14 protein-coding genes are annotated in these 12344 nt (G+C 67.5%); 5 read left to right on the forward strand and 9 right to left on the reverse strand.

The window, feature by feature from the left end:
* Positions 1–14: 14 nt before the first annotated feature.
* The 5 genes from AB5J50_RS25350 (at position 15) to trxA (ending at position 4956) form a co-directional block, all read left to right on the forward strand.
* Positions 15–1733, forward strand: coding sequence for a protein kinase family protein (locus AB5J50_RS25350; RefSeq protein ID WP_369260609.1), 1719 nt, complete (start codon positions 15–17; stop codon positions 1731–1733).
* Positions 1734–1761: 28 nt separating this feature from the next.
* The gene (gene sigM / locus AB5J50_RS25355; RefSeq protein WP_327430077.1) at positions 1762–2493 is read left to right on the forward strand and encodes an RNA polymerase sigma factor SigM; all 732 of its coding nucleotides are present in this window, start codon (positions 1762–1764) and stop codon (positions 2491–2493) included.
* Positions 2490–3437: a hypothetical protein gene (locus tag AB5J50_RS25360; RefSeq protein WP_369260610.1), complete on the forward strand. Its 948-nt coding sequence runs from the start codon at positions 2490–2492 to the stop codon at positions 3435–3437. Before sigM ends, AB5J50_RS25360 begins: the two co-directional genes overlap by 4 nt.
* A gap of 180 nt (positions 3438–3617) precedes the next feature.
* Entirely contained in the window at positions 3618–4580 is a 963-nt protein-coding gene (gene trxB / locus AB5J50_RS25365) for a thioredoxin-disulfide reductase (RefSeq protein ID WP_327430079.1), read from the forward strand.
* Between the two features lie 43 nt (positions 4581–4623).
* Complete coding sequence (gene trxA / locus AB5J50_RS25370; protein WP_327430080.1) at positions 4624–4956, forward strand: thioredoxin; 333 nt, start codon at positions 4624–4626, stop codon at positions 4954–4956.
* 135 nt (positions 4957–5091) lie between these two features.
* Here the strand turns inward: trxA and AB5J50_RS25375 are convergent, their stop codons facing one another.
* From AB5J50_RS25375 to rpmH, 9 genes are all read right to left on the reverse strand, one after another.
* A complete protein-coding gene (locus AB5J50_RS25375) occupies positions 5092–5709 on the reverse strand; it encodes a GNAT family N-acetyltransferase (protein WP_327430081.1) in 618 nt (205 codons plus the stop codon).
* A 325-nt stretch (positions 5710–6034) separates the two neighbouring features.
* Positions 6035–7129 carry a ParB/RepB/Spo0J family partition protein gene (locus tag AB5J50_RS25380; protein WP_369260612.1) on the reverse strand — a complete coding sequence of 365 codons (1095 nt, stop codon included), beginning with the start codon at positions 7127–7129 and terminating at the stop codon, positions 6035–6037.
* On the reverse strand, positions 7126–8199 hold the full coding sequence (locus AB5J50_RS25385) for a ParA family protein (RefSeq protein ID WP_327435105.1): 1074 nt from the start codon (positions 8197–8199) through the stop codon (positions 7126–7128). The genes AB5J50_RS25380 and AB5J50_RS25385 overlap by 4 nt, the downstream gene beginning before the upstream one ends.
* A 339-nt stretch (positions 8200–8538) precedes the next feature.
* On the reverse strand, positions 8539–9255 hold the full coding sequence (rsmG, locus tag AB5J50_RS25390) for a 16S rRNA (guanine(527)-N(7))-methyltransferase RsmG (RefSeq protein WP_327430083.1): 717 nt from the start codon (positions 9253–9255) through the stop codon (positions 8539–8541).
* 195 nt (positions 9256–9450) lie between these two features.
* A complete protein-coding gene (locus AB5J50_RS25395) occupies positions 9451–9960 on the reverse strand; it encodes a R3H domain-containing nucleic acid-binding protein (protein WP_327430084.1) in 510 nt (169 codons plus the stop codon).
* A gap of 15 nt (positions 9961–9975) precedes the next feature.
* Positions 9976–11256 carry a membrane protein insertase YidC gene (gene yidC / locus AB5J50_RS25400; RefSeq protein ID WP_369260613.1) on the reverse strand — a complete coding sequence of 427 codons (1281 nt, stop codon included), beginning with the start codon at positions 11254–11256 and terminating at the stop codon, positions 9976–9978.
* Positions 11257–11259: 3 nt separating this feature from the next.
* On the reverse strand, positions 11260–11625 hold the full coding sequence (gene yidD, locus AB5J50_RS25405) for a membrane protein insertion efficiency factor YidD (RefSeq protein ID WP_327430086.1): 366 nt from the start codon (positions 11623–11625) through the stop codon (positions 11260–11262).
* Positions 11622–11993 carry a ribonuclease P protein component gene (gene rnpA, locus AB5J50_RS25410; protein WP_327430087.1) on the reverse strand — a complete coding sequence of 124 codons (372 nt, stop codon included), beginning with the start codon at positions 11991–11993 and terminating at the stop codon, positions 11622–11624. The genes yidD and rnpA overlap by 4 nt, the downstream gene beginning before the upstream one ends.
* An 18-nt stretch (positions 11994–12011) precedes the next feature.
* On the reverse strand, positions 12012–12149 hold the full coding sequence (gene rpmH, locus AB5J50_RS25415) for a 50S ribosomal protein L34 (protein ID WP_006381191.1): 138 nt from the start codon (positions 12147–12149) through the stop codon (positions 12012–12014).
* Positions 12150–12344 lie beyond the last annotated feature (195 nt).

Here is a 12344-nt window from a genome sequence, read left to right on the forward strand (position 1 = left end):
AGGCAGGGACGACGGTGGCGGAACGGAGCACGGCTGCCGTCGACGTGGCAGACAACAGCGGTGACGAGCCGCTGACCGCCAAGGCGGACCAGTCCACGGCCGACGGGGTGGCCCAGAACCGGGAGCGGGACACGGAGAGCGAAGAGGCACAGGGGAGCGGCGGGACCGAGAGTCCCGGAAAGGCCTCACCGCCCGAGTTGCACAGCGGCCACAAGCTCGCCAGACGGTATCGCCTCGAGGAGTGCGTCACCCGTCTGGACGGTTTCAGCAGTTGGCGTGCGATGGACGAGAAACTCCGCCGCGCCGTCGGTGTGCACCTGCTGCCCGCCGACCATCCACGGGCCCGCTCCGTACTGGCGGCGGCCCGTTCCTCCGCCTTGCTGGGCGATCCCCGCTTCGTCCAGGTCCTGGACGCGGTCGAGGAGAACGACCTCGTCTACGTGGTGCACGAGTGGCTGCCGGACGCCACGGAGCTGACGACGCTTCTGGCCTCGGGCCCGCTGGAGGTGCACGAGGCCTACCAGATGGTGAGCCAGGTCTCCCAGGCGATGGCCGCCGCGCACCGCGAGGGCCTCGCGCATCTGCGGCTGACCCCTGGCGCCGTGCTGCGCACCTCGTCCGGCCAGTGGCGCATCCGCGGGCTCGCCGTGAACGCCGCGCTGCGCGGCATCAGTTCCGACACCCCGCAGCGCACCGACACTGAGGCGATCGGCGCGCTCCTGTACGCCGCGCTCACCCAGCGCTGGCCCTACAACAATGACGCGTACGGCCTGTCCGGGCTGCCCAAGGGCGTCGGCCTCATCGCCCCCGACCAGGTTCGCGCCGGCGTCCACCGGGGCCTGTCCGAGCTCGCCATGCGCGCCCTCGCCAACGACGGCGCGACCGCCTCCCGCCATGAATCCCCGTGCACCACGCCGGAGGAACTGGTGAAGGCGGTCAGCGAGATGCCCCGCATCCGTCCGCCGGAGCCGGTGTTCACCGCCCCGCCGGAGTACCAGCGCACGACGTATCAGCAGGGCTCGTACGGCCGTCCGGCGCCGCGTCCGGGGGTCACTCAGCCCGTGCCCACTCCGCCGCCCCCGCTGCAGAGCCGTACCGGCAAGGCCCTCAAGTGGGCCGTGTCGGCTCTCCTCATCGCCGCGCTGGGCCTGGGCAGTTGGCAGCTCGCGGACGCTCTCATGGACCAGGACAACAAGTCCGACGACACGAAGCAGACGCAGACGACCGACGGCAACGACAAGAACAGCGACAAGACCGAGCCGGTCAAGCAGCTCAAGATCCAGAACGCGCAGGAGTACGTCGCGAGCGGCGAAGCCCAGGCGGCCGAGGACGTCGGCAAGACGTACGACGGCGACAGCAGCACGTACTGGCGCACCAAGAAGTACAACGCCGGTCCGACGCTGGCGCCCTACAAGCCCGGCGTGGGCATCGTCTACGACCTCGGCTCGGCCCAGGAGATCTCAGCCGCGTCGATAGGACTCCGCTATCCCGGGGACCACACGACGATCCACCTGTACGCGACGGACTCGTTGTCGCCCTCGACGTCCGTCGACGGGATGAAGGAAATCGGTTCCGTCACCACGAGCGGCACGACCGCGAAGGTGAAGGGCAAGAAGTCCGTGAAGACGCAGTACGTCCTGCTGTGGATCACCGACGTGCCGAAAGCGCCCGCCGACGGTTACAGCAGCGCGGGCTACAAGCAAGCCATCACGGACGTGAAGTTCAGCGGCTGACGCTCGTCGACGAAGGGGAGGGGGTCCGATGGCCGATGAAACCGCATACGGCGATGTCAGCGATCAGGACCTCCTCACCCGTCACGTAGAGGGCGATCCTGACGCCTTCGGTGAGCTTGTGCGGCGCCACCGCGACCGGCTGTGGGCGGTGGCCCTGCGGACGCTGGGAGACCGCGAGGAGGCCGCTGACGCCGTCCAGGACGCGCTCGTCTCCGCCTACCGGGCCGCCCACACCTTCCGCGGCCAGTCGGCCGTCACGACGTGGCTGCACCGCATCACGGTGAACGCCTGTCTGGACCGCGCCCGCAAGGCCGCCTCCAGGAAGACATCGCCCGTCGACGACACCGAACGCCTGGAGCAGCTCCTCGAACCGCACGAGTCCGCCTCCGCACCGGCCGAGCGCAACGATCTGCACCGCGAGCTCCTGCAAGCACTGGACACTCTCCCGGCCGACCAGCGGGCAGCCCTCGTCCTGGTGGACATGCAGGGCTACCCCGTGGCGGAAGCGGCCCGCATCCTCGATGTCCCGACCGGCACGGTGAAGAGCCGCTGTGCACGCGGCAGAGCCAGACTGCTCCCGCTGCTCACCCATCTCCGTACGGAGAACGGGAGCAGCAAGGACGGCAAGAAGTCGGGCGGTGGAAGGAACCGGACGCAGGGGACATCCGTCCCACCGGCAGCAGGACCCCACGATGCGGGTCCACATGATGCAGGGCCAAGCGATTCAGCTGCTGTGAAGGGCGGAGGTGGGCGAGCGTGACATCCACGACGGATACGGCCGGGCACCCGGACGTCGCGGAGATCTCCGACCTCACCGAAGGTCTGCTCCCGCCTTCCCGTACCGCGGACGTGCGACAGCATCTCGATGACTGCGTGCTCTGTGCCGATGTGTACGACTCACTCGAGGAGATCCGTGGTCTGCTCGGCACGCTGCCGGGCCCGACACGCATGCCCGACGACGTGGCCGGCCGCATCGATGCCGCCCTGGCCGCGGAAGCCCTGTTGAGTGCCACCTCACCCGATCACGCACCCGGTGCGGCGGACGACCGCGCGAGCGTTTCACGTGAAACATCGCCCGCCGACGTCTCCGTCCTGTCGGCCGACTCGGGCTCCGCTTCGTCCACGGACCGCCCCTCGGGGCGTCCTCGCGCGGCCACCGGCCCCGGCCGTGCCCACCGGGTACGCCGTGGGCGCCGCAGGGCGGTCGTTCTCGGCACCGTCTTCACGGCTGCCGCTCTGGGACTGGGCGCGATCCTCGTGCAGTCGATGGGCGGCGACAGCAAGAGCCCTGAGACGGTGACGCAGCAGGAGTCCGGCTCGAAGGGCACCTTTTCTGAGGGAAAGCTGGAGAGCCAGGTCGCGGAGCTCCTCGCGAAGAACAAGAGCACGGGCAGCCGCAACGGCAGCGCGAAGCCATGGAGCATCGAGTCGAATGGCGCAGGGACCGATTCCGGTGGGGTCGGCACCTTGATCACCCCCAACGTGCACGTCCCTGACTGTGTCCAGCAAGGAACCGGGAACAGCGGAGTCGTCCTCGCTGCCGAGAAGGGCACCTACAAGGAGACGAGTGTCTATCTCGTCGTCCAGCCCGACGCCTCCGACAGCACGAAGGTCACGGCCTACATCGTCGACGACGCCTGCGAGAAGCAGGACTCGGCGTCCCCCGGCAAGCTGCTGCTGACGCGGTCGTACGCCCGGTCCTGAGCACGTCAGCACCCACAGGGCTCCTCCCCGGATACCGCATGGCATCTCTGTGCGGTGGCGCGCTTCCGTGTGCCCGGACACAGCGGGAATTGAAGCCCCTTAGGATCCGTTGGGTGGGGTGAGAGTACTGAGAGAGGCTCCACCGGTACGCAGCAGTCTCCAGAGACGAGGAATCAAGCCGTGAGCGACGTCCGTAACGTGATCATCATCGGCTCCGGGCCCGCCGGCTACACGGCAGCGCTCTACACCGCGCGCGCATCGCTGAAGCCGTTGGTCTTCGAGGGCGCCGTCACCGCAGGCGGTGCGCTGATGAACACCACCGAGGTGGAGAACTTCCCCGGCTTCCAGGACGGCATCATGGGCCCCGAGCTCATGGACAACATGCGCGGACAGGCCGAGCGCTTCGGTGCCGAGCTGGTTCCGGACGACGTCGTCGCCGTCGACCTGTCGGGCGAGATCAAGACCGTCACGGACACCGCGGGCACCGTGCACCGCGCCAAGGCCGTCATCGTCACGACGGGCTCGCAGCACCGCAAGCTCGGCCTGCCCAACGAGGACGCCCTCTCCGGGCGTGGCGTCTCCTGGTGCGCGACCTGTGACGGCTTCTTCTTCAAGGACCAGGACATCGCCGTGATCGGCGGCGGCGACACCGCGATGGAGGAGGCTACCTTCCTCTCGCGCTTCGCCAAGTCCGTGACGATCGTCCACCGCCGGGACAGCCTGCGCGCCTCGAAGGCCATGCAGGAGCGCGCGTTCGCCGACCCGAAGATCAAGTTCGTCTGGGACAGCGAGGTCGCCGAGATCAAGGGCAACCCCAAGCTGGAGGGCCTGACGCTGCGCAACCTGAAGACCGGCGAGCTCTCCGAACTGCCGGTGACCGGTCTGTTCATCGCGATCGGTCACGACCCGCGCACCGAGCTCTTCAAGGGCCAGCTCGACCTCGACGACGAGGGCTACCTGAAGGTCGAGGCGCCTTCGACCCGGACGAACCTGACCGGTGTCTTCGGCGCCGGTGACGTGGTCGACCACACGTACCGCCAGGCGATCACCGCGGCCGGCACCGGTTGCTCCGCCGCTCTCGACGCCGAGCGCTTCCTCGCCGCCCTCGCGGATGAGGCCGCTGCCGCGGCTGCCACCGTCTGATCCCCCATCCGCCCCACCGCATCAACGAGTTAAGGAGCCCGCCGTGGCCGGCACCCTGAAGAACGTGACCGACGATTCCTTCGAGACCGACGTCCTCAAGAGCGACAAGCCCGTCCTGGTGGACTTCTGGGCTGCCTGGTGCGGCCCGTGCCGCCAGATCGCGCCGTCCCTCGAGGCGATCGCCGCCGAGTACGGCGACAAGATCGAGGTCGTCAAGCTCAACATCGACGAGAACCCGGGCACGGCCGCCAAGTACGGCGTGATGTCGATCCCGACCCTGAACGTCTACCAGGGTGGCGAGGTCGCCAAGACCATCGTCGGTGCGAAGCCGAAGGCCGCGATCGTCCGCGACCTTGAGGACTTCATCGCCGAGTAGTCGGTGACGGCCGCACGCGCGGCGGATGTTTCACGTGAAACACGAATGGGCCAGCCCGGAAGGGCTGGCCCATTCGCGTGAGGGGGGCAGAGCGTCATACAGGGAACAAGGCGTCATGCGGGAGTAGAGCGCCGGCTACAGGGGGCGAAGCGCCGGTTCCTTCTGTACCGCTCCGAGAAGACGGTCCAGGGCCAGCTCGACATCTTCCTTCCAGGAGAGAGTCGTTCGCAGCTCCAGCCTCAGTCGCGGATAGGTGGGGTGCGGCCGGACCGTCTTAAAGCCGACCGCCAGCAGATGGTCGGCGGGCAGCACACAGGCCGGCTGCTTCCACCGTGAGTCCCCGAAGGCCTCGATCGCCTTGAAGCCACGACGCAACAGATCCTTGGCGACCGTCTGGACCATCACCCGGCCGAGTCCCTGCCCCTGATAACCCGGCATGATGAAGGCGGTCATCAGCTGAACCGCGTCCGGCGACACCGGGCTCGTGGGGAAAGCGGTGGAGCGGGGGACATAAGCGGGAGGCGCGTACAGCACGAAGCCCACCGGCACGTCGTCCACATAAACGACACGGCCGCAGGAGCCCCAGTCCAGCAGGACCGCAGAGATCCAGGCTTCCTTCTCCAGTGCAGGCGTGCCCGCCTTCAGCGCGGCCTCACCGCTGACTGGGTCCAGCTCCCAGAAGACACACGCGCGACAGCGCTTGGGAAGGTCCTGAAGGTTGTCCAGCGTGAGCGGAACGAGCCGGCGCCCCATGGAGGATGTTCCTCACTTCCTTCGCCCGCAGCAACACGGGCGGCTGTCAGAGCGCTCCGCTCCCTGAGCAGACTGCCGACGAAGCCGCCGACCGCCCCCAGGCCCAGACCCGCGGTCACCAGTCCGGTACGGGTCACGGTTTGCATGGCCCCCGCCTCCCCATGAAGGTGCTGCCAGGTGGATGCGCCATACCCGATCGCATCGTATCCACGATGCGATTCCGTCGATACCGCCAGAAAGCAAAGAGCGGGCCGTGTCCCGGTACACACCGGACACGGCCCGCTCTGATGGTCGGCCGATGGGAGCCGCCCCGCCCTCGGGCGACTCAGACCTCCGTGTCGTCGGAGTCGTCGTCCAGAAGGCTCCTCTGAAGCACTGGTCCCTCACCCGGAGCGAGGGATCCCAGGATGCGCTCAAGGTCGTCCATCGAGGCGAACTCGACGGTGATCTTGCCCTTCTTCTGCCCCAGGTCGACCTTCACCCGAGTCTCGAAACGGTCCGAGAGACGCGTGGCCAGATCACTCAGCGCCGGGGAGAGCCGAGCGCCTGCCCGCGGCCCCTTGGAGCGCGGGGCGGTCTGCGGCCGCGATCCCATGAGGGTGACGATCTCCTCGACGGCCCGCACCGAAAGCCCCTCGGCCACGATGCGGTGAGCCAGCCGGTCCTGCTCCTCCGAGTCCTCCACGGAGAGCAGAGCTCGCGCATGCCCCGCGGAAAGGACTCCGGCAGCAACGCGACGCTGCACCGCGGGCGAGAGCTTCAGCAGACGCAGGGTGTTCGAGACCTGCGGGCGCGACCGGCCGATCCGGTCCGCCAACTGGTCGTGCGTGCAGTTGAAGTCCTTGAGTAGCTGGTCGTAGGCGGCCGCCTCTTCCAGCGGGTTCAGCTGGGCGCGGTGCAGGTTCTCCAGCAGCGCGTCCAGAAGAAGCTTCTCGTCCTCCGTGGCCCGCACGATCGCCGGAATGGCCTCTAGCCCCGCCTCACGGCATGCCCGGAAGCGCCGCTCACCCATGATGAGCTCGTACCGCGTCGGCCCCACCTGACGCACCACGACGGGCTGGAGAAGCCCGACCTCCTTGATGGAGGTGACCAGCTCAGCCAGAGCGTCCTCGTCGAAGACCTCACGAGGCTGACGCGGGTTCGGGGTGATGAAGTCGAGTGGCAGCTCGGCGAAGTGAGCACCGACGGGCGCCGGGGGCGCCTCCAGGGCTCCGTTGTATGACGGCTCCTCCGTTTCATGTGAAACAGGCGGCAGCATGGCCACCTTCGCCGCCGCCACACCCCGCTCGGCGGTAAGCACCGGTACAGCCGCCGGCGAGGCGGACGCTCCACCGCCCGAGGAAGCTGCCTTCTCCCCTGTCGGAGCCGCAGGGATCAGTGCGCCGAGGCCACGCCCCAGACCCCGTCGTCGCTCGCTCACTGGATCCCCTCCACCATGTTCTGATCGTTCTGTGCGCCCACGTGGGCGTGTTGTGCGTCGTACGCCACTCCGACTCCGCGGAGGGCGATTTCCCGTGCGGCCTCAAGATACGAGAGAGCACCGCTCGAACCCGGATCGTAAGTCAGAACCGTCTGCCCATAGCTCGGAGCCTCGGAGATACGGACCGAGCGCGGAATGCTCGTCCGCAGCACCTCTTCGCCGAAGTGACTGCGCACCTCGTCCGCGACCTGCGACGCGAGGCGCGTCCGGCCGTCGTACATGGTGAGCAGGATCGTCGAGACATGGAGGTCGGGGTTGAGATGCCCCCGCACCAGGTCGACATTGCGCAGAAGCTGTCCCAGGCCTTCCAGCGCGTAGTACTCGCACTGGATGGGGATGAGCACTTCTGCACCGGCGACCAACGCGTTGACCGTGAGGAGGCCGAGCGATGGCGGGCAGTCGATGAGGATGTAGTCCAGCGGCTGCTCGTATGCCTGGATCGCTCGTTCCAGCCGGCTTTCCCGCGCCACCAGGGACACCAGCTCGATCTCCGCACCGGCGAGATCGATCGTGGCGGGAGCGCAGAAGAGTCCCTCGACATCAGGGACCGGCTGAACGACTTCGGAGAGCGGCTTGCTGTCGATCAACACGTCGTAGATCGATGGAACTTCGGCGTGATGGTCGATACCCAGCGCCGTGGAGGCATTGCCCTGAGGGTCGAGGTCGATCACCAGGACACGGCCACCGTGCAGCGCCAGCGAGGCAGCCAGGTTGACCGTGGTCGTGGTCTTACCCACCCCACCCTTCTGGTTGGCGACCACCATGACGCGGGTCTGTGCAGGCCGTGGCAGGCCCTCACCGGCGCGACCTAGCGCCTCCACCGCCAGTTGGGCAGCACGACCGATGGGAGTGTCGTCCATCGGGGGCGGTGTTTCACGTGAAACATCCTCCCCCATCGACTCGGTACGGGGACCGGGGACCGGATCGGTCATCGGTCCCGCGATGTTGGCGTCGGACCGCAAGGATTCACTCTCCTCGACTTCAGGCTCGCAATGAACAGAGCCTCCCATGTCTTCGGGGTCGTGAACCAGCGAGGCCCGTTGTTCTGTGGAGAAATCCACCTCTGTGGACAACTCCGCACCCTCTCCGAGTGAACCGAGAGGCCTCCGGTCGCGGGGTTCGGCCGCGGCGCGTCCGCGACTGATGATGCCGTGCAGCAATGAGCGACGTTTCACGTGAAACACGATGCATAGCGGTCCCGGCCATTACGGCGCGACACTCCGAGATGCGTAGGTTTGGCAGCTTGTGTGGAGTACGACTCGTCGTCAGGACGGATCAGCGGGAGTGACGAAAAACTCCCGGCTCCGTCCTGCGGAGCCGGGAGTCCACGATTTATCTCACACCCAGGATCAGCGGCGGCGGCGCGCACGCCCCGTCCGGGCCGCCTTGGCCCGCTTGGCCGCGAAGCGCACCCCTCCAGGGCTCTCCCCGACCTCAACCCGCACTACGGTCGACAGCGGGTCCACCACGCCCTCGCCAACGTGCAGGATGGACGTCTCCACGGCTCCGAGCTTGCTCAGAGCCGTGGCGGCGGCCTTCAGCTCCTCCTCGGCCGTGTCGCCCTTGAGCGCGAGCATCTCGCCGTACGGGCGAAGCAGTGGGATGCCCCACGTCGCCAGCCTGTCGAGGGGAGCGACCGCCCTGGCCGTCACGACATGGACCGGCTGCAGCTTCCCCATGACCTCCTCGGCGCGGCCGCGCACGACGGTGACATGGTCGAGACCGAGCAGCTCGACGACCTCGGTGAGGAAGTTGGTCCGACGCAGCAGCGGTTCCAGCAGTGTGATCTTCAGGTCCTCCCGGACCAGGGCCAGCGGGATACCGGGCAGCCCGGCGCCGGAGCCGACGTCGCACACGGTCACACCCTCGGGCACGACCTCTGAGAGCACGGCGCAGTTCAGCAGGTGCCTCTCCCACAGGCGGGGCACTTCACGGGGGCCGATCAGCCCGCGCTGCACTCCCGTCTCGGCCAGCAGCTCCGCGTACCGGACCGCGTCCGCGAAGCGATCGCCGAATACCTCGCGCGCCTGCTCGGGCGCAGGGGGAAGCTCCGCTGCCTCCGTCACGGGGGACCGTCCTTCCGTACCGCATAAGCGCACTGAGCGCTGACTTCCAGGACTATCAGGGACTACAGCTGCCGGGACCACAGCTGTCCGGGGACTACCACAGCTACCGGTGACTACCAGCTGTCGGGGACTACAGGCTGACAAACTTCGGCCCCGTCTGCGCAACAGACGGGGCCGGAGAAACGTACGTACCGATCAGGCGGGAAGCACGACGACGAAGCGCTGCGGCTCCTCGCCCTCGGACTCGCTGCGCAGGCCTGCGGCCTTGACCGCGTCGTGGACCACCTTGCGCTCGAAGGGCGTCATCGGCTTCATCTTCACGGGCTCGCCGGAGCTCTTGACCTCGGCCGCGGCCTTGGCGCCCAGCTCCGAGAGCTCCTCGCGCTTCTTGGCGCGGTAGCCCGCGATGTCCAGCATCAGCCGGCTGCGGTCCCCGGTCTCCCGGTGCACGGCCAGGCGGGTGAGCTCCTGAAGGGCCTCCAGCACCTCGCCGTCCCGGCCGACCAGCTTCTGCAGATCGCGGCTGCCGGCGTCGCTGACGATCGAGACAGCCGCGCGGTCGGCCTCGACGTCCATGTCGATGTCGCCGTCGAGATCGGCGATGTCCAGCAGACCCTCGAGGTAGTCCGCCGCGATCTCGCCTTCCTGCTCAAGGCGGGTCAGGGTGTCGCCCTCAGCGGCGGCGGAGGTGGTGCCTTCCGTCACGGGATGGACTCCTTCTTACTTCTTGGACGGGGACTTGGGCCGCTGCGGGCCCTTGCGCTGTCCGGACTGGGCTTTGCTGCGGGTACCGGTGCCAGGCTTGTTGCCGCCGCTCGCCTGCTTGGGGGCGGGCTTGTCGTCCTCCGGCTCGTCGGACTTGCTCAGCGAGGTCTTCGGCTCGGACTCGCCGGCCGCCTTCGCCGTGCCCGACTGGCGCTGGGACTTCGACTGCCGCTTCGGCTGCTGGCGCTTGGGAGTGGCGCCGCCGGTGGTCGGGGTGCCGTCCTCGGTCTCGACGAGGGTCGTGCTCTCGCCCTTCACCACGGTGCCGTCGGTCTGGGCCGCCAGGCCCGCCTTGGTCAGCGTGTTGATGAACTTGCGCTCGAACTCGTTGCGGTCGCGGCCCTTGGAGACGATCGCCTTGACGATGTTCTTCTCGCGGCGGCTGCGGGTCTTGCCGTGGTGCGTGACGTGCTTCTGCAGGCGCTCCAGGAACGCGGCCTGGGCCTTGCTGCCCGGAGTCGGGTTGTTGCGGATCACGTACATCTGCTGGCCCATGGTCCACACGTTGGTGGTCAGCCAGTAGACGAGGACACCGACCGGGAAGTTGATGCCGAAGACGGCGAACATGACCGGGAAGACGTACATCAGCATCTTCTGCTGCTGCATGAAGGGCGTCTTCACCGTGGTGTCGACGTTCTTCGTCATCAGCTGACGCTGCGTGTAGAACTGCGAGAAGCACATCAGAACGATCATGACCGCGGTCACGACACGGACGTCCAGCAGCGTGGCGCCCAGCGCCTCGACCTTGGCCGAGCTGTCCATGAACTTCGCGGCCAGCGGGGCGCCGAAGATGTGCGCCTGACGCGCGCTGGCAAGCAGCTGATCGTCGATGACGCCGATCGTCTTGCCGGTCGCGATGCCGTTGAGCACGTGGTACAGGGCGAAGAAGAACGGCGACTGCGCCAGGATGGGAAGGCACGAGGAGAGCGGGTTGGTACCCGTCTCCTTGTACAGCTTCATCATCTCTTCGGACTGGCGCTGCTTGTCGTTCTTGTAGCGCTCCTGGATCTTCTTCATCTCGGGCTGCAGCGTCTGCATCGCCCGAGTCGACTTGATCTGCTTCACAAAGAGCGGGATGAGGCAGATACGGATCAGGATCACCAGGGACACGATGGACAAGCCCCAGGCCCAGCCCGTGTCGGGACCGAAGATCTTCCCGTAGACGGCATGGAACTGGACGATGACCCAGGAAACGGGTGTCGTGATGAAGCTGAACAGACTGGCAATCGTGTCCACTAATCAGGCTCCTTGAGCATGGGACGGGGTCTCGGCGGCCGGGCTCGAGGGACGGTCGGACATACCGTGCCCTTCGATGGCCGGTTCGGCGGCGGAGTTCCCGCCCTTGCGTGCACGCCAGGCGTTACGCAGCATTTCGTGCCACCGCGGACGCTTGCGCGGCGGGACATGGTCCACACCGCCCAGCGACCACGGATTGCACCGGAGGATGCGCCAGGCAGTGAGTGCCGTTCCCTTGATCGCACCGTGCCGGTCGATGGCCTGGTAGCCGTAGTGGGAACACGACGGGTAGTACTTGCACACCGGCCCGAGCAACGGGCTGATCGTCCACTGGTACAGCTTGATAAGAGCCAGCAGCGGGTACTTCATCGCGCGCCCCCTCCCAGCAACCGCTCAAGGGCGGCATCCAGGTCTCGGGCCAGCTGTTCATGGTCGGCGTCGCCCGCACCGGGCAGCGCTCGTACGACTACCAGGCTACCGGGGGGCAACAGGGCGACTCGGTCACGCATCAGATGGCGAAGTCGGCGCTTTACCTTGTTGCGCACGACCGCTCCACCCACGGCTTTGCTCACGACGAAACCCGCACGCGTCGGGGGAGCGCTCTCCCCAGGCGCGTGCGGGTCCGTTGCACCGCTACGAAGGTGGACGACGAGGAGCGGGCGTCCGGCCCGGCGTCCTCGGCGTACCGCGGTCGCGAAGTCCTCGCGCCGCCTCAGCCGATGCTCGGTAGGCAGCACGTCATGACCTGTAAGTGATCAGGCGGACAGGCTCGCGCGACCCTTGCCACGGCGGTTCGCGAGAATCGCGCGGCCGGCACGGGTACGCATCCGCAGGCGGAAGCCGTGGGTCTTGGCGCGACGACGGTTGTTCGGCTGGAAGGTGCGCTTGCTCACTCGGGGGCTCCAGAAAGAATCGGTGGTGGCGGGGTGCCGCCTTGGCTGTCACCGTGCGCCCACGAGGTAGCTCGTAATTACGCCCGAGTGCACCGCTTCCCGATCACTCGACGTGACCTGTGCCCATCGGAGGCAGGCGGCAGCAGCCATCGACAACTCGACCTGGTCACGGTACGCGGGGCTGCGCCATCCGGT

Source organism: Streptomyces sp. R35, assembly GCF_041053035.1.
Taxonomy (GTDB): domain Bacteria; phylum Actinomycetota; class Actinomycetes; order Streptomycetales; family Streptomycetaceae; genus Streptomyces; species Streptomyces lutosisoli.

Coding starts and splice junctions, on each gene's coding strand:
- sigM (WP_327430077.1), top strand. CDS start 1,762: ATGGCCGATGAAACCGCATACGGCGATGTCAGCGATCAGGACCTCCTC.
- AB5J50_RS25375 (WP_327430081.1), bottom strand. CDS start 5,709: ATGGGGCGCCGGCTCGTTCCGCTCACGCTGGACAACCTTCAGGACCTT.
- yidD (WP_327430086.1), bottom strand. CDS start 11,625: ATGAAGTACCCGCTGCTGGCTCTTATCAAGCTGTACCAGTGGACGATC.
- AB5J50_RS25385 (WP_327435105.1), bottom strand. CDS start 8,199: ATGGGAGGCTCTGTTCATTGCGAGCCTGAAGTCGAGGAGAGTGAATCC.